Source organism: uncultured Thiodictyon sp. (assembly GCF_903828115.1).
Classification (GTDB): domain Bacteria; phylum Pseudomonadota; class Gammaproteobacteria; order Chromatiales; family Chromatiaceae; genus Thiodictyon.
On record NZ_CAIKKU010000490.1, the window covers coordinates 1 to 21,307 of the forward strand.

Consider the following 21,307-nt stretch of genomic DNA (forward strand, 5'->3'; position numbering starts at 1 on the left):
ATGCCAAATGGCATCGCTTCTCCGATTACGACAACGACAACGACAACGACAACGACCGCGACAACGATGGCACTCGTTGTTTAACTTATTTCTGACTCGTTACTTATTGTCCGCAAATGAACTCAAATCCCGTTTGCGTTCATTTGCGGACCCGACTTTCTTAGTCCTTGTCCGCCGCGAACAGGGCGTCGAGCTTCTGCTCGAAGCCGTGGTAATTGAGATAGTCGTAGAGTTCCATGCGGGTCTGCATGGTGTCCACGACATTGGCCTGGGTGCCGTCGCTCCGGATTGCCTGATAGACGTTGAGCGCCGCCTTGTTCATGGCGCGGAAGGCGGACAGGGGATACAGGACCAGCGAGCAGCCGGCCTCACCCAATTCCTTGGTGGTGAAGAGTGGGGTGGCGCCGAACTCGGTGATGTTGGCCAGCACCGGGACCCCGACGGCGGCGACGAAGCGGCGGTACTGCGCCAGTTCCACGATGGCCTCGGGGAAGATCATGTCGGCGCCGGCCTCGACGCAGGCGATACCGCGCTCGATGGCGGACTCGATCCCTTCCACGGCCAGGGCGTCGGTGCGGGCCATGATGACGAGGTCATCGGTGCGGGCGTCCACGGCGGCCTTGATACGGTCGACCATCTCCTCCTTGGAGACGATGGCCTTGTTCGGGCGGTGCCCGCAGCGCTTGGCCGCGACCTGGTCTTCGATGTGGATCCCGGCGGCCCCGGCGCGGGCCATCTCACGCACGGTGCGGGCGATGTTGAAGGCACCGCCCCAGCCGGTGTCGGCGTCCACGAGGAGCGGGAGCTCGGTTGCGAAGGTGATGCGGCGCACGTCTTCCAGCACGTCATTGAGGCTCGTGATTCCGAGATCCGGCACCCCGAAGGACCCGGCCGCGACCCCGCCCCCGGAGAGGTAGACGGCACGGTAGCCGGTGCGCTCCACCATCATGGCGTGGTAGGCGTTGATGGCGCCGACGACCTGGAGTGGGTGTTCGTCTTTGACGGCCTGGCGCAGACGGGCGCCGGGGGTGTTTGCTTGGGTCATGGGTCGGTCCGAGGTTGGGTGGTGGTGTCGGTTGCGAGTCGGCGCTCGACGTTGCGCCGGGAGGCGCGGATGTGTCGGCGCATCATGAGTTCGGCCAGTTCGCCGTCGCGTTCGGCGATGGCATCGAGGATCAGTTCATGCTCTTTCAAGGCATCGCGCGCCCGGTCGCTGACCATCCCGAACTTGCAGCGGTACATGCGCGCCAGGTGGTAGAGGTCGTCGCACAGGATACCGATCAGGCGCTGGTTGCCGCTGCCCTGGACGATGCGGTAGTGGAAGTCCAGGTCCCCTTCCTTCTGGAAATAGGCCTGCCAGGACTCCCGGGCGATCTCGGCGCGGTGTTGCGCGAGCAACCCCTTCAGGTCCGCGATCCCGGCCGCGGACATCCGCTCGGCGGCCAGGCGGGCGGCCAGGCCCTCCAGGGCCTCGCGGATCAGGTAGATCTCGAGCAACTGCTCGCTGGAGAGGGTAATGACCCGCGCGCCCAGGTTGGGCCGTCGTTCCACGAGATTGGTCGACTCCAGGCGGCGCATGGCCTCGCGCAGGGGGCCGCGGCTGATCCCCAGGCGGGCGGCCAACTCGGGCTCGCTGATCTTGCTGCCGGGCGCGAACTCGCCCTCGACGATCGCCTGGCGCAGTTGCCCGAAGACGCGATCGGCGATGGTGGATGCCTCCTCGGGTAAGGGCTCAGCGATGGCATCCATCGAAGTGTCGACACTTTAGCTTGATTGGTGCCAAAGATAGCCGATCCTTGGGCCATGTCAAGCCACTGTGTCGACAATAGAGAGTATTGTGTCCATCAAGGATCGTGGGGGGCGTCAATCGCCAACTCGGCGCGTCATCTTCCCACGCGGGTAGGCGACTTTCGTCCATTAAGAGTACATGCCGGCGCAAGAAACCGGGGTAACCGCTACTTGCGGTAAGTGAGGTTGCGCGCGACGAATAAGCTTGAGCGCCTTGTCAGGCTCGGCTCTGCCAGTTTGATGGGTCGCGGCTGCCGTGAAAGACGGCCAGAACGACAATGCGCCGTACCTCCACTCGGAAGTAGACGCTGTACGGGAACCGCTCCGCGGTAATGCAGCGTACGCCCTTGTAAACGGGAGCATAGACCTGAGGCTGCGCGGCAGCGAGGGCGACACAACGGTCAATTTCTGCGATGAACTCGTGTCCAAGGTTGCGGCGCTGTGACTCGTACCATCTTGCCGCCTCGAGGAATTCTGTACGTGCGGCCCGGCGGAAGGCGACCGCAACGCTCATCGTCCGATGTCAGCAAGTGCCGCGGCCTTGACTTCACTCCATGGAACCACGTCGTCAGGGTTCGCATCATGGTCTGCGAGCCGTCTGTCAAGCTCCGCTTCTTGAGCCTCCGTCGGGGGCGGCACGCGGTTACGTCTCGCAATGTCGTCCCACAGCGCTTGCACCAGCGCAATCTGGTCATCCACGCTAAGTCTGCGAGCTTGGTCGAGAAGTTGCGTGTTCATGGGTAAGGATAAGACCTTCTGATTCGACCGCACAGATGGTTGGTGAAGCACGCCCCCTGCCCTCTGCCGCAGCAGCGGGTGGGGGGCACTTGGCCCCGTCGCCTCAGCCGTGCTTGGCGTACCCGATGGCCTCCAGCGCGACCGCGATCTCGTCCAGAATCGCCGGATCATCGATGGTCGCCGGGACCTTGTACTCCTTGCCGTCGGCGATGCTCTTCATGGTGCCGCGCAGGGTCTTGCCGGAGCGGGTCTTGGGCAGGCGCGAGACGATGACCACGGTCTTGAAGGCCGCCACCGGGCCGATGTCCTCACGTACCTTGTTGACCAGTTCCTTGCGGATGACCGCCGGGTCCCGGTCCACCCCGTTCTTGAGGACCACGAGCCCCAGGGGCAGTTCGCCCTTGAGTTGGTCCGCGGCACCGATGACCGCGCACTCGGCTACGTCCGGGTGGCCGGACAGCACCCCTTCCATGGCGCCGGTGGACAGGCGGTGACCGGCCACGTTGATGATGTCGTCGATGCGGCTCATGACGTAGACGTAGCCGTCCTCGTCGATGTAGCCGGCATCACCGGTCAGGTAATACCCGGGTTGCATGGCGAGGTAGGACTGGACGTAGCGCTCGTCGTTGTTCCACAGGGTCGGCAGGCAGCCGGGCGGCATCGGGAGCTTGATCATGATCCGGCCGATGTCGCCGGGCTTGACCGTCTCGCCTTCCTCGTCCAGGACCTGGATGTCGTAGCCCGGGACCGCACAGGTGGGGGAGCCGGGCTTGACCGGCAGCAGTTCGATGCCGGTGCAGTTGGCGGCGATGGCCCAGCCGGTCTCGGTCTGCCACCAGTGGTCGATCACCGGCACCTTGAGGATCCGCTCGGCCCATTGCAGGGTGTCCGGGTCGCAGCGCTCACCGGCCAGGAACAGGGTGCGGAAGCCCTTGAGGTTGTAGCGCTTGAGCTGTTCGGCGTTGGGATCGTCGCGCTTGATGGCGCGAAACGCCGTCGGGGCGGTGAAGAGGGCCTTGACCCCATGCTCCTCGATCACGCGCCAGAAGGCACCGGCGTCCGGCGTGCCGACGGGCTTGCCCTCATAGACGATGGTGGTGGCGCCGATGAGGAGCGGGGCGTAGACGATGTAGGAGTGACCCACCACCCAGCCCACGTCCGAGGCGGACCACCAGACCTCGCCGGGCTTGATGTTGTAGATGGCGCCCATGCTCCAGGCCAGGGCCACGGCGTGGCCACCGTTGTCGCGCACCACACCCTTGGGGATGCCGGTGGTGCCGGAGGTGTAGAGGATATAGAGGGGGTCGGTGGCGGCCACCGGGACACAGTCGGCGGGTTGCGCGGCGGCGACGGCCTCCGCCCAGCCGATATCGCGGCCGGGGACCAGGGTGCCGGGTTCCTGCGGGCGCTGGTAGATGATGCAGTGCTCGGGCTTGTGCTCGGCGAGGTTGATCGCCTCATCGAGCAGGGGTTTGTACTGCACGACCCGGTTGGTCTCGATGCCGCAGGAGCCGGCGACCATGACCTTGGGCTTGGCGTCGTCGATGCGGGTGGCCAGTTCGCGGGCGGAGAAGCCGCCGAAGACCACCGAATGGATGGCCCCGATGCGGGCGCAGCCGAGCATGGCGATCAGCGCCTCCGGCACCATCGGCATGTACACGATAACCCGGTCGCCCTTGGTCACGCCAAGGTCCTTGAGCGCGCCGGCAAACCGGGAGACCCGCTCCTGCAACTGCCGGTAGGTGATGATCTCCTTGGAGTTCGTCACCGGGCTGTCGTGGATAACCGCCGGCTGGTCGCCGCGGGTGGCCACATGGCGGTCCACGGCGTTGTAGCAGGTGTTGAGCTCGGCCCCGCTGAACCAGTGGTAGAAGGGGGGGGTGGAGTCGTCCAGGACCCGGTCCCAGGGTTTGATCCAGTCGATCAGACTGGCGGCTTCCGCCCAAAACGCGTCGCGCTCGTTCATCGAGCGATCGTAGGTGGCCTTGTAGCCCATAACATCTCCTCCGGTAGGGGTGACCGCGGTCCCGGACGGCCCCGCGGTGTTGCTGATTTTCGTGCCGCGCAACACTAATCGCTCCGGGCGCGCCGTGCAATCTTCGCGCAACCGCCTCCCCACCTCTAAACCACTACACGTCGGGGTCGATCCCGGCTATCCTGGCGTCCTGTCCAGCCCCGCGGCGGCGCGCGGGGCGGGCCCCAGGGGCGGTCCCCGCGGGCTTGGCGGGCCGACGGCGCGGCGGCAGTGGCCCCGTCGCCGTTGCGTCGAACCCAATCGCAACCAGGCGAACAGCAATGCCCACTCGGCACACGATTTGCGCGGACCGCGGCACCCCAGGCGGCTTTCCCCGTGACGGGCTTGGGGTCTTCGATTGAGCGGCGCACCTTGGCGGCGGCCGCGCAGCGCCGCTGTCGGGGGCCTGTGCCTGGTCCTGCTCGCGTGTGCGTGCGCCCTGTCCGCCCAAGAGATGATTGTCCACCCCGGGGTCGGGGTGACGGCGATAACAACCAATGAAGCGCGCCTGTACCTCACGATGCGGCTGAAGACCTGGCCGAACGGTGTACCGGTCAAGGTCTTCGTGTTGCCCGACGAGGACCCGCTGCACCGCCGCTTCGCCACTGCCGTGTTGGGGCTCTATCCCTACCAACTGCGCCGGGTCTGGGATCGCCAACTGTTCTCCGGTACCGGTCAGGCCCCGACCACCGTCGCGAGCGAGGCCGAGATGATGCGGCGTGTTGCCGCCACCCCCGGCGCCTTGGGCTATGTCGGGTCAGTGCCCGCCGACGCGCCCGTGCGCTCCCTGGAGGTCCGCTGATCATGGCCGTGACATCCCGTTTGGTCCCCTGGCTCCTGGCCCTGGCCGCCGGCGCCGCGGCCGCCGACGAGGGCCGCGCGTCGGCGTGGTGGGAGCAATTGCAGGGGGAGCGCCTGCAGATCCACGGCTTTGCCAGCCTGACCGCGGTCAAGACGAGCGCGAACCGCTTCTTCGGCGACAGTCCGGACCTGTCGTGGAACTTCATCGAGGTCGCGCTCAACGCCTCCTATCAGCTCAATGGGCGCGTCCTGTTCGCCGGGCAGGTCCTGGCGCGGCGCGCCGGGGACATGTATGACGGCACGCCCGCCCTGGATTATGGGCTGGCCGACGTGACGCTGGATGAGACGCCCACCCGGCGTCTGGGGGTGCGCCTGGGGCGCCTCAAGAACCCGCTGGGGCTCTACAACGAGACACGCGATGTCCCCTTTACCCGCCCGAGCATCTTCCTGCCCCAGGTCATCTATTTCGACAAGGTGCGAAATCTGGTCCTCTCGACCGATGGGGTGATGGTGTACGGCGAAACGTCCACCGGGTACGGCGACCTTTCGTTCACTTTGGGTGGCGGTCAGCCGGTGGTCGATGAGAATCTCGAATGGGCTTTTCTGGGTGATGACCTGCCCGGCAAGTTCATACCGCGGGGGGTCGCTTGGGTCGGCAGTCTCTGGTACTCGGCCTTTCAAGAACGGTTGCGGCTCGGACTGAGTGGATTCACCTCCGTGCTCGGCTACCGGCCCGGTGTGGGGTTGGACCTTGGTGCTGGCGAGACGGCAATCAACTACCTGATCCTGTCGGCGCAGTACAACACGGAACATTGGACTCTCACCTCTGAGTACTCGCGATTACCCCTGGAGTGGCAGGACTACGGTGTAGATTTTCCCTATCGCAAAACCTCCGGTGAAGGCTATTACCTGCAAGGGGCCTACCGCGTGCGGCCGGGGCTGGAACTGATGCTGCGCTATGAGGAAGGCTTCACCGACCGCAAGGATCGCGATGGCACGCGCGCGTCCGCGTCGCTGGGCGGCGCGGTCCCGCCCAGCGACTATTTTGCCAAGATCTGGAGCCTCGGGGTCCGTTGGGACCTGAACCCCCACGTCATGTTGCGGGCCCAATACGAGCGCCACCAGGGTACCTACACGATTGCCGCCCGCGAGAACGACCCGGCGACCTTGGTGGAGGACTGGGACCTCTTTGCACTGCAACTCGCCGTGCGTTTCTAGCGGGAGACATCGTGGACAGTCCGCGCCGACAATGGACCCGACTGGAATTCATGAGCCTGCGCTGGCAGGCCTTGATCGCGCTGTCGTTGGTCCTGCTGGTGGTCAATGGTGCGCTCGCGCTCATGGCCTACCGGCATTCAACGGCCCAGTTCGAGCTCCAGCAGTCGGGTGTACGGGAGAATCAGGTCCGTCAGCTGCGCGGTCTGCTGGGGCGCAACTACGAGGAGATGACCCGCCTGGTGAGCGTGGTGCCGACGTTGGGACCGGACGGCGGCGCCGATACGGTGCAGGACTTCGGCTCCCGCCTGCGGCGGGGCCTGGAGACTGAGGGCGCCCTGCTGGGCCTGGAGTGGGATGTCCGCTCGGTCTTCTGGATCACCCCGGATGGGCGCCTGTCGTTGGTCTGGCCGGCGGACGTAACAGCCCCGGGGGCGGAACTGCTGACCGCGCTTACCAGGAAGAACGACGCCGCCACGCAGTTGCTCGCGTGCCAGCCCGAATGTCTCCAGTTTCTTGCCGCGCCCGTCCTGTGGCAGGGCAAGCCCGCAGGGACCCTGGTCCTCGGACGCTCCCTGGCCGATGCCCTGCTCGCCTTCAACGTCTTGACCGGGGCCGAGGTGGCGGTGTTCACCGCGACCGACGCGCACGGCGGGGCGCCGCCGCCGCGGTTTCCGGCCATGACCCATCCGAGCCGCACCGCGCCGATCATTCGCGCCCTGGCGCCCGACCTGGCGGCCGCCTCCACCCGCAACCCCGGCCCGGCCGCGGGGGTGGGGCAACCGGTGCTGGGGGAGCTTGGCGGCCAGTGGTTCGAGGTCTTCCGCGTCGATGGTCTGGCCCCCGGGGTCAGTGCCCTCGTGGTCGATGAGGTGACGGCCGAGCGTCGGGCGATCCAGGAGGCGACCCGCAACAGCATCATGCTGGGCCTGGGCGGCTTGGTCTTGTCCGGCTCCCTGCTGTTTTGGCTGGCCCAATCCTCGGTGGGACGGCTGCGCCGTGTCGCCGCCGCGCTGCCCCTCCTGGCGGAGAACCGCTACGCGGAACTGCGCGCCAGTCTGCCGCCGGTCGGCGGGCGGCTGACCCCCGCGGATGAGTTGGACCGGCTCAGTGAAACCGCCCAGGCCCTGACCGACCGCATGGAGATGCTCCAGCGTGACCGCGAGGAGGCCGAGACCCGCCTGGTGTGGCTGGCTGACCATGACCCCCTGACGCGGCTCTACAACCGGCGGCGCTTCAACGATGACTTCGGGCGGGTCCTCGATCAGGCACAGCGCTTCGGCCATCGCGGCGCCCTGTTGTTCCTGGATTTGGATCAATTCAAGGACGTCAATGACTTGAGTGGCCACCAAGTGGGAGACGTGATGCTGCAGCGGGTCGCCGACGAGTTGAGCAAGCTGACCCATCCGAGCGACATCCTGGCCCGCCTGGGGGGCGACGAATTCTCCCTGGTCGTCCCGGAATGTACCGATGCGGCGGCCCTGGCGTGTGCCGAGCGCATCCAGGCCGCGGTGCGCTCCATCCAGGTCCGCGAGCACGGCCGCGTCCACCGGGTGACCGCCAGCATCGGCATCGCCCTGTTTCCGGACCAGGGCCAGGAGCCCCAGGAGCTCCTGGCCAATGCCGATCTGGCCATGTTCCAGGCCAAGGAGAAGGGCCGCGGGCGCTGGCACCTGTTTGCCGCCGCGGATCAGGCGCGCGAGCAGGCGGACGCGCGGGTCACCTGGCGGGACAAGATCACGGAGGGCCTGCGCGATGAGCGCTTTGAGCTGCATTTCCAACCCATCGTCACCATCGCCACCGGCACCATCGACCATTGGGAGGCCCTGCTGCGGCTGCGCGACGCCCGCGGGGAGTTGGTCTATCCGGACCGCTTCATCCCGGTGGCGGAGAAGACCGGTCAGATCCAGGCCATCGATCACTGGGTCATGGCCCGTGCGGTCGGCATCCTCGGTCGGGACCTACGCCTGCGCCTGGCGGTCAATTTGTCCGGCAGCGCGATGGACGACCCCTCGCTCCTGCCGGACATCGAGCGGATGCTCCAGGAGCACCGGGTGGCCCCGACGCGCCTGACCTTCGAGGTCACGGAGACCGCTGCCGTGGCGAGTATCGCGCGGGCGACCGAACTGATGCAGGGGATTCAGCGGCTCGGCTGCCGCTTCGCCCTGGACGACTTCGGCAGCGGCTATGCCTCCTATGCCTATCTGCGCCGACTCCCGGTGGACGATGTGAAGATCGACGGGGCCTTCATCCGCGAGCTGGCCACCAACCGGGAGGACCGGATCTTCGTCAAGGCCATCACCGATATGGCCCATGGGATGGGTAAGCAGGTGACCGCTGAATTCGTCGAGAGTGCCGCGATCTATACCGTGTTGGGCGAGCTCGGGGTGGACTGCGCCCAGGGTTATTACCTCGGTCGACCAACCGCCACGGCCGAACACGGCCCCTGGCCGCGTCCCGTGGCCCGGCGCGAGCGCGTAGAGGACAATTTCAATGTGTGATGCCCGACGATTGATCCTTGAGCGACTGCGTGCGACCCGTCGCGACCCTGTCGGCGCTGCGGCAGCCGGGCCGCCGCGCCGCTTCCCCTGGGGTAGCGCGGAACGGCTGGCGCGCTTTCAGGAGCGGCTCACGGCCGTCCATGGGGAGGTGCATCGGGTCGCTACCCAATGGCCGCGGTTTCTGCATGACCTGCTGCGCCGACGCCAGGTGCGCGACCTGCTGTTCGGTCCCGGCGGGTGCCACGGCGCGGCCCTTGCCCAGGGGTGGCCGGACGAACCCGCCGTGCGCCTGCGTCCTTACCTGGAGCCGGTCGAACAGTGCCGAAACGCGCTCTTCGAGGCCGCCCTGGCGGGCTTCAGCGGCTGCCGCGGCGCGGTGGCGCAAACCGGCAGCCTGGTGCTGTGGCCCGACGCGCACGAGCCCCGCCTGCTCTCCCTGGTGCCGCCGATCCATGTGGTCCTGCTGGACGCCGACAGTATCTACAGCACCTTCGCCGAACTGCTCGCGGCCCAGGACTGGGCGCAGGGTATGCCGACCAACGCGCTCCTGATCACCGGACCCTCCAAGTCGGCCGATATCGAGCAGACCCTGACCTATGGCGTCCACGGCCCCAAGGAACTGATCGTGCTGGTACGCTAGACCCAGCCAACGACCGTCCTGGTGGCCTCCCGCGGTGGACCGGGGGCAGCGAGCGCCGTGCCCATCAACCACTTCGGGCAGCGCTGCGGGGTCCGGTTCCTACCTCACGCCGTCGGCAACCCCGACCGCAAGGCCCCTATCGCGCGGCTTTTTCATGAGGTGGAAGTGTGGTTGCGGGTCGACCGGCGGCGCGGGCCTGCGACCTGGCCCTGTCACTTTCTGTAGTTTGCAGGGGGCCAACACTGATACGCTAGTGGATTGGGGGGCGACGGGCGCGCCTGCCGACTCAGGACGGCCTGCGCGCCCCCTGGACGCGTGCTCGCCCGCCCGACGACCTGGCGTGATCCGCACCTTATTCCACTCGCCATCGGAGGCGCACATGACCGGACTGCTGCGTACCAAGACGATCAACGCCGACCATCACCTGGTCGACACCGGCCTGCGGCGGGTCCTGGGGCCGGTGGACCTGACCCTGCTTGGCGTCGGGGCCATCATCGGCGCCGGGATCTTCGTCCTAACCGGGGTCGCGGCGGCCACCTACGCGGGCCCAGCCATTGTCCTGTCCTACGTGGTCGCCGGGTTTGCCTGTGCCTTCGCCGCCCTGGCCTATGCGGAACTGGCCGCGGCCATCGGCGGCTGCGGCAGTGCCTACGGCTACAGCTATGCCGGACTGGGGGAACTGGTCGCCTGGATCATCGGCTGGGACCTGATCCTGGAGTATTCTGTCGCGGTTTCAGCGGTGGCCATTGGCTGGTCGGCTTATATGAACAACGCACTCCAGGCGATGGGGCTGGCGCTCCCCGCGGAGCTGCTCAAGGGCCCGCTGGAGGGCGGGCTGATCAATCTACCGGCCGCCGCCATCGTCCTGATCCTGGGCCTGCTGCTGACGCTCGGGGTACGCCAGAGTGCGCGCTTCAATGCCGCCATGGTCCTGATCAAGCTCCTGGCGATCGGGGTCTTCATCGCCATCGCCGTCTCCCATGTGAATCCGGCCAACTGGAGCCCCTTCATGCCCTTCGGCTGGAGCGGCGTGATGGGCGGGGCGGCCCTGATCTTCTTCGCCTATGTCGGCTTCGACGCGGTTTCTACCGCGGCGGAGGAGGCGCGCAACCCGCAGCGCGACCTGCCCATCGGCATCCTGGTGTCGCTTGCGGTCTGCACCCTGATCTATATCCTGGTGGCCGGGCTCCTGACTGGCGTGGTGCCCTATGCCACGCTCAACGTCGGCTCACCGGTGGCGGACGTGGTGCTGCGTCTGGGCTATCCCTGGGGCGCCGGATTGGTCGCCGCGGGGGCCATCGCCGGCCTGACCACGGTCATGTTGGTCCTGTATTACGGGCTTACCCGGGTGTTCCTCGCCATCGCCCGGGACGGTCTGCTGCCGCCGCTCTTCGCCCGGGTCAACCCCCGCACCCAGACCCCGGTTCGGGTCATCGCGGCGAGCGGGCTCCTGATGGCCGCCATTGCCGGGCTCACCCCCATCGGGGACGTGGCGGAGTTGGTGAACATCGGAACCCTGGCCGCCTTTTTCCTGGTGTCGGTCGGTGTGCTCGTCCTGCGCTATACGCATCCGGATCTGCCGCGCCCCTTCCGCACCCCGTTCTCGCCCCTGATCCCGCTCCTGGGGGCCGCCTCCTGCCTCTATCTGATGGCCAGCCTGCCGCTGGTGACCTGGCTGCGCTTCGGCGTCTGGCTGGCGTTGGGGCTCCTCATCTACTTCACCTATTCGCGGCACCACAGTGCGTTGGCGGTGCCGGCCTAGCCGGCGCAGCGCCAATTGCACAGGAGGCGCAGCGACTTGGCAGCCGTAACGCGGAAGGCCCTGTCTATTTCCAGCCGACTCGCACGGCCTTCACGGGCTGGCTTGGAGAGTTCCCGGATTTCGGGTTAACCATTTCGGGCCAGGGGGCCCACGACTATGCTGCACGAATTGATCAATTGGTTGTTGCTCACCGTCCACGACTGGGGCTATGCGGGCATCTTCATCCTCATGGCCATGGAGTCCACCGTCCTGCCGGTGCCGAGCGAGTTGGTGGTGATCCCGGCGGGCTATCTCGCCTATCAGGGACAGATGAGCGTGCCCCTGATCTTCCTCGCTTCCACCCTCGGAAGCCTGGCCGGGGCCTTTATCAACTACGGTTTTGCCCTGCTGGTCGGGCGGCCCTTCCTGGAGCGCTATGGGCGCTATTTCTTCGTGCGGCCGCCGCTGCTGCACAAGACCGACGCCTTCTTCGCCCGCCATGGGGCCATCTCCACCTTTACCGGGCGCCTCATCCCGGGCATCCGTCACCTGATCTCATTGCCGGCCGGGCTGACGCGCATGAATCTGGTGACCTTCAGCCTCTATACCAGCCTGGGCGCGGGCCTGTGGACCCTGGTCCTGATCGCCATGGGTTGGTTCATCGGCGGCAACGAGAACCTGTTGCGGGATAACCTGCCCCTGGTCACGGGCGCCGTCCTGGTCTTCGTCGGGCTCACCTTGGGCGGCTATATCCTGTGGCACCGCAAGCGGGGTTGAGGAGCCGGGCGCCCCACGGCCCGGCGCCACGCGCGCGGGCGGGACGCCCGCGCTCCTTTGGTCACTGCGCGGGCAGGGCCTTCTCAGTTACCGGCTGCCCGCGGACCCCGGCGTAAAACACTGCCAATTTAGCCGGTACCGTGCCGACATTGCGCCCGTTGTGCAGGGTGTCGACCACTTCCGCGAGCGCCTCGCCGGCCTCCAGATGGTTCACCGAACCGTCTTGCAGCGTGACCTCCAGGGTCCCTGCCAACACCAGCGCAAAGGAGGGGACCGGGTGCCTATGCCAGCCGGTCTCGCCGCCCGGCGCTATCTCTACCAGCAGTCCGGTGACCTCCGCCGGCTCGGTCGGATAGGTCAGTGGTTGCCCGTTCCAACTGGTCGTGGCCTTCAGCAGTGGTGTGACCTGCACGGTGCCGCTCGGGTCCAGCGCCGCCGCGCCCCGGATACCGAGTACCAGTGCCAACCCGAGTATTGCCGATCCTATCTTCATCGTCTCTGGTGTCCCGCGTCAAAGGTATCGATCAATCGTTCTTGAGGGCTTGAATCGCGGCCCGTGCGGCGGTCTCGAAGCGGCGGTAAACCGGGTCTTCGAAGTCATTGCGCCGCTCGGCGAGAACCCCTTTGAGCTCGTCGCGCACGGCCGCTTGGAGCGCGGTCCGCTGGTCCACATGGCGAAAGGCGTCCTGACTCAACCGTGCCTGGACTGCATCGACAAGGCCCTGGGCGGCGGTGAGGTCGATGCCCTCGAAGACCTCCGGCAATCCCTTTCCCAGGCGGGTCCGCACCGGCAGACCCTCGGCGTCCTCGCCGATCAGGTAGAGTTCGCTGATACCGGTCGTCGGGCTGGTGACCGCGGCAATCAGACCCAGGGCCTTGGCCAGCAGCAGGGCCGGCAGCGCCTGGTCGCGCTGGGCGCGTTCATCGGCCAACAGGATGGCGGGCCACTGGGTACCGTCGCCTTCGCCGTTCAATTCCAGCCGGATGCGCTCCGGATTGCCGCCCTGGGCGATACGCCGCTCGTATTGCTCCTTGAGAAAGCGGGTGGCCTTGGCGTAGCGCAAGGGGAACAGATTGGTCAGCCCGAGCAGGGTGATCTCGTTCAGATTGGTCTCGCTACGGATGATGTCCACCGGCACGTCACCCCGGAAGTTGTCGCGGAACAGGGCCTCCAGCGCCTCGCCGAACTGCGCCAGATCGGGCGCCTTGGGGAGTATGACCAGGAACTGGGAGACCTTGGTCTTGGCCGCGCCCAGCACCACGGCCTGGGGGTCGAATTCGAGGAAGTTACCGGCTTGGTTGACCAGGTCGTGGATGAACTTCTTCAATTCGTCGGTGCGCCCGGAATACTCCCGCTCCAGTTGGCCGATGATGTTGACCCCGAGCAGGGGGCGCCGCTCGCGGTTGGATGAAACCAGGGCGTCGTGCGCGCTCTGAGAACTGGCCGCGCATTGCTGTTCCAAGACGTCGAAGAAGCGCTGGCGGCTGATCCGCGCCTGGAAGGCGGAAAAGGTCGGATCGGCCGCGAACTGCTCGATCAGGGCGACGCGCACCGCCTGGGCCTGCCGCGTCTGCTCGCCGCGGTCCTTCTCCAGTTCGCGACCGAAGAGCCGAACGTTTTCCGCATTGTAGAAGCGCACCAGCGGTTGGCGCAGATCCGGCGTTGCGCCATCGTTGCAGCGCGCGTCGATCCGCTCCTGGAATTCCTTGATCGAATCGTCCACCAGCCTGGTGCAGGCGGCGACATCGCTCGCCAGGGCATTGAACTCGCTGATCGCCTCCTGGAGCAGACGCTTGGCGTAAGCCCAGGCCTCCACCTGGGTGCGGGCGGTATAGAGTTCGCGCAGGGCCTCGCCCTCGGCGTCGAGCAGGCCGCGGCGCTTGCCGAGCAGCTGCGAGACCAGACCGACGTTGGCATAGGCGACGCGGTTGGCCGCGACCTTCTGCTCGGCGTCGGCGCTCACGCTCTTGGCACGGCTGATCCGATCGTCGGAGGCCACCAGCCGCTCTTGCAACGCGGCGCTCAGCGCGCTCAGGCAGCGGGCAATGTCGTGCATCGACTTGACGCCGTTCTTCCATTCGTCGAACAATTCGCCTTCGACCCGCCGGCGCAATTCGCGGACATGGTCCTTGCGTGCCTGCAGCTTGGTTTCGTAGAACTTGCGTACCCCCAGCCCGCGGAAGTTGTCGTCGAACCCCTGCGCCATCAGCTTATCGATCTCGTTGATCCAGACCTCGTCGTCCAGGGTCTGCACCAGACCCATGAGCTGCGGCAGCAGATCGAGCCACTCCTTGACGATGGGCTTCCATTTTTTGTTATTGATTTCCTCAGGCAGGATACCGCGCGACAGGGTCAGGTGTTCGTCGGTCAGCGACCAGCGCTCCAGCGTTTGCTGGTCGCGCACGAACTCGCCGAAATCCTGATTACGTGGTTCATCCCGAAAGCCGAAGGTATCGTCCCAGTTGTTGTAACGCAGTTGCAGGGCGGCCTGGCGGGCGAATTGATAGGTGAGATATTCGCGGATTTCGCCCTCGGGCACGGCCAGACGCTTGATGCCGAAAGTAAGAAACCGCTTTGAGCGCAGGGGAGTGGTGCCGCCCGTGCGCGTCTCCGGGGTGCCGTCGCCGTTCTCGGCGTTCTCCATCTTTTCCAAGAGCTTCATCGCCTCGGCGTTGCGCACGGCCATCAGCTTCTGAAACAGGAAATCGGCCAGGATGCCGGGCAGCGTCTTGTCGACATCGACCTGCAGGCCGTTTTCGTTGCGGTTACAAAAGATGTAACAGCCGTTGAACGGATCGCTGAGTGCGAGGCGCTCGCCGCGCTCCGCAAGGTCGTGGGGTTGATAGGCGCCGACGCTGAGCGCGTTCAGCTCGACCAGTGCGGCATAGCCGTTGGCGTGATAATTGCCCGTATCCCAATTCGGATTGGGAATCTCCTCGGGTAACAGGGCGTAAACGACGATGCGATACATCTTGGGGTCGCGGTAGAGCGCCCGAATCTGCGCCACCGCATCGATCACCGCGCCACTGCCGGTACCGCCCGCCAGGCCGCAGCACAGGTGGAAGGTCACACTGGCGTCACCGCCGGTGGTGAGTTCGCCGGCCAACTGTTTGATCTGGTCTTTGAACTGGCGCGCCTTGCAGGCGAACAGAAAGCGCCCGAGCCGGCGCTTCTGGCCGCCCAGGGTCTCCCCGACGATGCTATTGAGAATGTCCTTCCATTGGTCCCGGCTGCCGATCCAGGGCTGGATGTTCGGATGTCCGCTGATATTGTCGAGAATCTGATTGAGATTGCCGCCGGTAATCAAGAGCTGGCTGCGGGTGGCGAGTTGTACGCTCTCCCCGAGAATCCGCCAGGTGGCGTCGTCGATGGCCATCATCTCTTTGCTGGAGTCGACATAGAGATAGCGCAGCCGCACCTGGTCGGGTTCGCCGCCGCGCCATTCCTGAAAGACGTTCTTGCGCAGGGCGCGGAGGATCTTGCCCCCGGTGCCGCCCAGACCGATGACCAAGTGGTTCTTCATGTCCGATTCTCAGGGTTGAACAGTGTGAGGTGGCCGGGCGGCCCCGGCGGTGGCGACCGACGGCCGTCAGGCGGCCCGGGGCCGAGTGCGCATCCGGGGTAGCGCGGGGGCTGGAGCGGCGAGCCGCGGTGTGCCGGTCGGCCGCGGCCGCCACCGGCACCGCGTCGGCAAGTTGGGTCCGGCCTCAGGGACGGGAACGAAACGGTGCCTCATTATCGAGCAACCGTGCCGCTCCCGCCAGCCCAGCGCCCGCCCTCGCGGCGCATCCGACTGTCTCGCGAGGCCTCGGTCGGGCGCCGCGAACGCCCTTGCCGCTCGCCCCGCGCGGGGCTAAGATCGGCGGCAGTGGCGGTCGCGGGCAGTTGAGTGGATGGAGGGCTATCCGTCCTGGTTGCCGTTCCCCGGCCGTTTTTCGACGGAACTCAAGTACAATTGCCACCATCTTTGCGGGTGGGGAGATGAGCCATGGCCGAGCGAATAGGCAAATGCACCAGATTCGGAAATTGCTCCAAGGCCGATACGGGGGCCGCGATAACGATTCCCGACGGTGCCGACGCCCTCTGCCCCGAATGCGGCAGGGAGCTCTTGGTGAGCGACCAGGGAGCCGGCCGCGCCCGACCGATCGGTGGCGTGATTGCCTTGGCGGTGATCGCCCTGCTGGTGCTTGGCGCCCTCGGCTACGGCGGGATGAAATTGTTGGGGAGCAAGCCGGCGCCTGCCGACACGCCGGTGACACTGGCTCCCGCCGAACCCGTGGACCTTGCCGCACCGCCGTCGCCCCCCGCGGCCAGGGTGGAACCTGGTCCCCCGGTGCCGGTGCCGGTGCCGGCCCCGGCGCCACCGCTTTACGAGGGGATGGTGAAGGTCGCCGATTTCTGGATCGACAAGACCGAGGTCAGCATCGCGGCATTCAAGGCCTGGGCCCCCGGCTACAAGACGCCCAAGGGTTTCACCAATGACATGCCGGTGGTGGATGTCACCTGGGAGGATGCCAAGCGATTTGCCGAGAGTGGCGGGAAGCGACTGTGCAAAGAAGGGGAGTGGCTCTTTGCCTTGGGGCAGGTGCGCGACCCCTCTGCCGCCAATCTCAGCGGCGATACCATGGACAGCCCCCGGCCGGTCAGCGATGAGCGCGACCGTAACAGCCATGGGCTTCTCAATATGGTCGGCAACGTCAGCGAATGGGTTGACTCGGGAGCCGACGAGGCGGCGTTCGCGGGCGGCTACTGGTATTGGATCAAGGCCGACCACGCCGCCGCCGATCTGAAGCGCGTGAACCGGCTCGGCACCAAACGGAATTACCAACACTACATCGGATTTCGGACCTGTCGCGATGCGGGCCCGACATCACCGTGAGGGGCGCAAGACGATGAGACCGCTGAACCGATTCGTGTGGTTGCTGACGGCATTGACGCTGGTGCCGGTCCTGCTCTGCGGCAACGGCGCTCAGGCGCGCAGTCTGGCGGAGATCAGGGATAGCGGGGTGATCAAGATCGGTATCCGGGAGGACATCCCGCCCATCCAATACCGGGACCAGAAGGGGGAGTTGGTCGGTATCGATCCGGATCTCGGGAGGGCCCTGGCCGATGCGCTTGGTGTCAAGCCGGAGTGGGTGATGCTGGCCGGCCCGAAGTTCCGGGAAGAGGTGCTCCTTCAGCGGAAAGTGGATCTCGTGATTTCCAGCTTTTCCATCACCAGGGAGCGGCTTGAGGTCATCGATTTTTCCAATCCCTATTTTACGACCGGCCTAGCCGTCATGATCAAGGCCGGCGACCAGGCCAAGATCCAGAGCTATACGGACCTGGCCGGCAAAACCGTGACTGCGACGCGCGGCAGCACCGGCGAGCGGCTCATCAGCGAACTGGTGCCGGACGCCAGTTTTTTCTTCGTGACGGGGACGGCCGAGACCTACGGAGCCCTGCGCAGCGGCAAGGCGGATGCACTGATCAACGATAAGGTCTTTCTCGACCACGCGGCCGCGCAGAGCCCCGATCTCTATGTCCTGGACGGCACCCTGTCCGCGGATCAGTACGGGATCGGGGTAGCCAAGGGGGATCACGGGTTGCTCATCTTTGTCAATGACTTTCTTTCCCGGATGAAGGCGGACGGCAAGCTCGCCCGCCTGATCGGCAAATACTCCAAGTTCGATCCAAGCCTGGAGCCTGAAGCGATCAAGGGCGGCACCCTGGCGTCCTATGTGGTCAAGCCGGGCGATACCCTGTCGCGGATCGCGCTGCAGTTCTACGGCGATCCCACACGCTGGCCGATCATCTATGCCGCCAACCGCGATACGGTGAAATACGCCAATGTCCTCAATGTCGGCCTGGAGCTCAAGATCCCCTCGCCCGCGCCCGCGGCTGGCGCCGTCGCGCCCGCCAAGGAACCCAGTGCCGGCCCGTCGACCCGAGATGGACTCAAGGGCAAATTGAAGGAGGCGGAAGAACTCTACAAGGGCGGGCTGATCGACAGGAAGGAGTATGAAGAGCTGAAGAAGGCATTGCTGAAGCGTTTTATGGAGAATTGAGCGCGCCTGAGCCGGATCGCCGCCCGCCGCTCGCCGACGTGTCACCCAATACCGGCCTGGTGGTCGCGGTGCGCGGCAGCGTCGTGGATGTGCACTTCGCGGCGCGGCTGCCGCCGATCTACACCCTACTGCGCGCGGGGCCGCAGCGGCAGATCGTCATCGAGGTGCTGGCCCAGCGCGATGCCCATCAGGTACGCGGGATCGCCCTGACGCCGACCCAGGGTCTGGCCCGCGGCATGGTCGTCGAGGACACGGGCGGACCCCTGAAGGCGCCGGTGGGCAAAGGGATACTCGGTCGGATGTTCGATGTCTTCGGTAACGCGATCGACCGCCAGCCGCCGCCGACCCGGATCCAGTGGCGTTCCGTGCATCGCGCCCCGCCGCCCCTGGCACGTCGCTCCTCCAAGTCCGAGGTCTTTGCAACGGGCATCAAGGTCATCGACGTGCTGATGCCGCTGGAGCGCGGCGGCAAGGCGGGGCTGTTCGGCGGGGCGGGGGTGGGCAAGACGGTGCTCTTGACCGAGATGATCCACAACATGATCGGGCATCAGGAAGGCGTCAGCCTCTTTTGCGGCATCGGCGAGCGCTGTCGCGAGGGCGAGGAACTGTACCGCGAGATGCAGGGCGCCGGCGTACTGCCGAACATGGTCATGGTCTTCGGCCAGATGAACGAGCCGCCCGGCAGCCGATTCCGGATCGGGCACGCGGCGCTCACCATGGCCGAGTATTTCCGCGACGAGGAGCATCGCGACGTGCTGCTGCTCATCGACAATATCTTCCGCTTCATTCAGGCCGGTATGGAGGTCTCCGGGCTGATGGGCCAGATGCCCTCGCGCCTCGGCTATCAGCCCACCATGGGCACCGAGCTGGCCGGGTTGGAAGAGCGCATCGCCAACACCGATACCGGCGCCATCACCTCGATCCAGGCGGTCTATGTGCCGGCGGACGATTTTACCGACCCGGCCGCGGTGCATACCTTCTCCCATCTCTCCGCCTCTATCGTGTTGTCGCGCAAGCGGGCGAGCGAGGGACTGTTCCCCGCCATCGACCCGCTCCAATCCAGCTCCAAGATGACGACGCCGGGCATCGTAGGCGAACGCCACTATGCCTTGGCGCGGGCGATCCGCCGTACCTTGGCCCAATACGCGGAGCTCAAAGACATCATTGCGATGCTCGGCCTGGAGCAACTCTCGCCCGCGGACCGCAATCTGGTCGCCCGTGCGCGCCGCCTGGAGCGCTTCCTGACCCAGCCCTTTTTTACCACCGAGCAATTCACCGGCCTCCCCGGCAAGCTCGTGAGCCTCGCGGACGCGCTGGACGGCTGCGAACGCATCTTGAACGATGAGTTCAAGGACCTGCCGGAGGCCGCCCTGTATATGATCGGGTCCGTGAATGAGGCCAAGGCAAAGGCGCAGATGCGGGAGAAGGCGCCATGAATCTCAAGGTGCTCCTGCCATTCCAGGTGTTCGCCGATCGGAGCGGCGTGACGCGCATCGTCGCGGAGACGCGCGAGGGTTCCTTCGGGCTCTTGCCGCACCGGCTCGACTGCGTCGCGGCGCTGGCCCCCGGCATCCTGACCTACGCCACCGACGCCGATGGCGAGGTCTATCTCGCCGTGGACGAAGGGGTGCTGGTCAAGACCGGTCCTAACGTACTGGTCTCGGTCCGCCGGGCGATCGGCGGCACTGACCTCGGCCAATTGCGCGCGGCGGTTGAGCAGGAGTTTCTGACCCTGGACGCGCAGGAGCAGGGCCTGCGCGCGGTCATGGCAAAACTGGAAACGGGCGTTCTGCGCCGGTTTATGAGCCTTCAACATGAATGACGATCCGCTCGGTAGACGCTCGCACACCGGTCCAGACCTCGCCGACACGGTCGGCGCCAAGGCCGCGCGCAAGCTCAAGGCACAACGCAACCCGACGCCGGGGGTCTGGTTCGGGCTCGGCATGATGGGATTGATCGGTTGGTCGGTGGTCGTGCCGACACTGCTCGGCGCGGCGCTTGGACTCTGGATCGACAAGCAGTTCCCGGGCACCCACTCCTGGGCGCTGGCGCTCCTGGTGGGCGGATTGACGCTCGGCTGCTTCAACGCCTGGCATTGGGTGGCCAAGGAGGAGCGGGCCATGCGGGAAGAGCAGGAGGGGCGCGATGAATGAGCCGCTGGCGCTCGGGTTGGCGGTGGTCGCGGGGCTGCTGCTCGGGGCGGTCTTTTTCGGCGGTCTGTGGTGGACGCTGCACAAGGGCCTTCAGTCCCCGCGACCGGGTCGGTGGCTCTTGGGCAGCCTGGTGCTGCGCACTGGTATCGTACTGGCCGGGTTTTATCTGGTCGGCGCGGGTCATTGGGAGCGGATGCTTGCGTGTCTGCTCGGATTCGTGATCGCCCGCCTGGCCCTGACCCGGGTGGCCGCGCGCCCCGCTGCGGTCATTCGCGCGGCAAGCACCCAGGAGGCAAACCGTGGACTTGAGTCCTGATCAGACGATCTTCTGGCACTACGGGTTCATCAAGCTCAATGCCACCATTGCGTTCACTTGGGGCTTGATGTTCGTGCTCGCCCTGGGCTCCAAGCTCATCACGCGCAAGCTCTCCACCGAGCTGACCCGCTCGCGCTGGCAGAACCTGCTGGAGATCCTCGTCACGGGCATCGAACGGCAGATCGAGGAGGTCGGGCTGCGCCAACCAAGGCAGTATCTCGGCTTTCTCGGCACCCTCTTCCTGTTCGTCGCCGCAGCGGCCCTGGCCACGGTCATCCCCGGCTATGAACCGCCGACGGGCTCGCTCTCGACCACGACGGCACTGGCGCTCTGTGTCCTCGTGGCCGTGCCCGCCTTCGGCATCGCCGACCAGGGACTGGCCGGCTATCTGAAATCCTACATGGAGCCGACCTTCATGATGCTGCCATTCAACATCATCAGCGAGGTCTCACGGACCCTGGCCCTGGCGGTGCGTCTGTTCGGCAACATGATGAGCGGCGCGATGATCATTGCCATCCTGCTCACCATCACGCCCTTCCTCTTCCCGATCCTCATGACGGCGCTGGGGCTGCTCA

The 21,307-nt window shown here is 66.0% G+C and carries 20 protein-coding genes; 13 read left to right on the forward strand and 7 right to left on the reverse strand.

From position 1 onward, the window contains the following. Nucleotides 1–160: 160 nt before the first annotated feature. The 5 genes from prpB to QZY48_RS17965 form a co-directional block, all read right to left on the reverse strand. A complete protein-coding gene (gene prpB / locus QZY48_RS17955) occupies nt 161–1,045 on the reverse strand; it encodes a methylisocitrate lyase (protein ID WP_295433608.1) in 885 nt (294 codons plus the stop codon). Then, nucleotides 1,042–1,749, reverse strand: coding sequence for a GntR family transcriptional regulator (locus tag QZY48_RS17960; RefSeq protein WP_295433611.1), 708 nt, complete (start codon nt 1,747–1,749; stop codon nt 1,042–1,044). The genes prpB and QZY48_RS17960 overlap by 4 nt, the downstream gene beginning before the upstream one ends. 256 nt (nt 1,750–2,005) lie before the next feature. Further along, complete coding sequence (locus tag QZY48_RS34880) at nt 2,006–2,302, reverse strand: type II toxin-antitoxin system RelE/ParE family toxin (protein ID WP_366929724.1); 297 nt, start codon at nt 2,300–2,302, stop codon at nt 2,006–2,008. Next, complete coding sequence (locus QZY48_RS34885) at nt 2,299–2,697, reverse strand: addiction module protein (protein WP_366929725.1); 399 nt, start codon at nt 2,695–2,697, stop codon at nt 2,299–2,301. Before QZY48_RS34885 ends, QZY48_RS34880 begins: the two co-directional genes overlap by 4 nt. Continuing rightward, nucleotides 2,630–4,522 (reverse strand): propionyl-CoA synthetase, encoded by a 1,893-nt coding sequence (locus QZY48_RS17965; RefSeq protein WP_295433613.1) that lies wholly within the window; start codon nt 4,520–4,522, stop codon nt 2,630–2,632. The genes QZY48_RS34885 and QZY48_RS17965 overlap by 68 nt, the downstream gene beginning before the upstream one ends. Nucleotides 4,523–4,898: 376 nt before the next feature. Between QZY48_RS17965 and QZY48_RS17970 the strand changes: the two genes are divergently transcribed. The 6 genes from QZY48_RS17970 (at nt 4,899) to QZY48_RS17995 (ending at nt 12,215) form a co-directional block, all read left to right on the forward strand. Beyond that, nucleotides 4,899–5,342, forward strand: coding sequence for a hypothetical protein (locus tag QZY48_RS17970; RefSeq protein ID WP_295433616.1), 444 nt, complete (start codon nt 4,899–4,901; stop codon nt 5,340–5,342). Nucleotides 5,343–5,344: 2 nt separating this feature from the next. After that, nucleotides 5,345–6,559: a TonB-dependent receptor gene (locus tag QZY48_RS17975; protein ID WP_295433619.1), complete on the forward strand. Its 1,215-nt coding sequence runs from the start codon at nt 5,345–5,347 to the stop codon at nt 6,557–6,559. A gap of 11 nt (nt 6,560–6,570) precedes the next feature. Then, nucleotides 6,571–9,057, forward strand: coding sequence for an EAL domain-containing protein (locus tag QZY48_RS17980; protein WP_295433622.1), 2,487 nt, complete (start codon nt 6,571–6,573; stop codon nt 9,055–9,057). Beyond that, entirely contained in the window at nt 9,050–9,697 is a 648-nt protein-coding gene (locus QZY48_RS17985) for a lactate utilization protein (protein ID WP_295433624.1), read from the forward strand. Before QZY48_RS17980 ends, QZY48_RS17985 begins: the two co-directional genes overlap by 8 nt. Nucleotides 9,698–10,076: 379 nt before the next feature. After that, entirely contained in the window at nt 10,077–11,459 is a 1,383-nt protein-coding gene (locus tag QZY48_RS17990) for an amino acid permease (protein WP_295433627.1), read from the forward strand. A 156-nt stretch (nt 11,460–11,615) separates the two neighbouring features. Continuing rightward, the gene (locus QZY48_RS17995; RefSeq protein WP_295433629.1) at nt 11,616–12,215 is read left to right on the forward strand and encodes a DedA family protein; all 600 of its coding nucleotides are present in this window, start codon (nt 11,616–11,618) and stop codon (nt 12,213–12,215) included. Nucleotides 12,216–12,276: 61 nt separating this feature from the next. On the opposite strand, the gene QZY48_RS18000 is transcribed toward QZY48_RS17995, so the two are convergent. After that, nucleotides 12,277–12,708: a cupin domain-containing protein gene (locus tag QZY48_RS18000; protein WP_295433632.1), complete on the reverse strand. Its 432-nt coding sequence runs from the start codon at nt 12,706–12,708 to the stop codon at nt 12,277–12,279. 31 nt (nt 12,709–12,739) lie between these two features. After that, nucleotides 12,740–15,739 carry a tubulin-like doman-containing protein gene (locus QZY48_RS18005; RefSeq protein WP_295433635.1) on the reverse strand — a complete coding sequence of 1,000 codons (3,000 nt, stop codon included), beginning with the start codon at nt 15,737–15,739 and terminating at the stop codon, nt 12,740–12,742. 588 nt (nt 15,740–16,327) lie between these two features. On the opposite strand from QZY48_RS18005, the gene QZY48_RS18010 reads away from it, so the two are divergent. From QZY48_RS18010 to QZY48_RS18040, 7 genes are all read left to right on the forward strand, one after another. Continuing rightward, the gene (locus QZY48_RS18010; RefSeq protein WP_295433638.1) at nt 16,328–17,095 is read left to right on the forward strand and encodes an SUMF1/EgtB/PvdO family nonheme iron enzyme; all 768 of its coding nucleotides are present in this window, start codon (nt 16,328–16,330) and stop codon (nt 17,093–17,095) included. 13 nt (nt 17,096–17,108) lie between these two features. Beyond that, nucleotides 17,109–18,263 (forward strand): transporter substrate-binding domain-containing protein, encoded by a 1,155-nt coding sequence (locus QZY48_RS18015; protein WP_295433641.1) that lies wholly within the window; start codon nt 17,109–17,111, stop codon nt 18,261–18,263. A gap of 38 nt (nt 18,264–18,301) precedes the next feature. After that, entirely contained in the window at nt 18,302–19,699 is a 1,398-nt protein-coding gene (atpD, locus tag QZY48_RS18020) for a F0F1 ATP synthase subunit beta (protein WP_366929726.1), read from the forward strand. After that, nucleotides 19,696–20,085, forward strand: a complete 390-nt coding sequence (locus QZY48_RS18025) for a F0F1 ATP synthase subunit epsilon (RefSeq protein WP_295433647.1) — start codon at nt 19,696–19,698, stop codon at nt 20,083–20,085. Before atpD ends, QZY48_RS18025 begins: the two co-directional genes overlap by 4 nt. Next, nucleotides 20,078–20,416, forward strand: coding sequence for an AtpZ/AtpI family protein (locus QZY48_RS18030; protein ID WP_295433650.1), 339 nt, complete (start codon nt 20,078–20,080; stop codon nt 20,414–20,416). Before QZY48_RS18025 ends, QZY48_RS18030 begins: the two co-directional genes overlap by 8 nt. Further along, nucleotides 20,409–20,732, forward strand: a complete 324-nt coding sequence (locus QZY48_RS18035; protein ID WP_295433653.1) for an ATP synthase subunit I — start codon at nt 20,409–20,411, stop codon at nt 20,730–20,732. The genes QZY48_RS18030 and QZY48_RS18035 overlap by 8 nt, the downstream gene beginning before the upstream one ends. Next, nucleotides 20,716–21,307: F0F1 ATP synthase subunit A (locus QZY48_RS18040; RefSeq protein ID WP_295433656.1), on the forward strand; the 592-nt coding region annotated here is incomplete at its 3' end. The genes QZY48_RS18035 and QZY48_RS18040, both read left to right, overlap by 17 nt.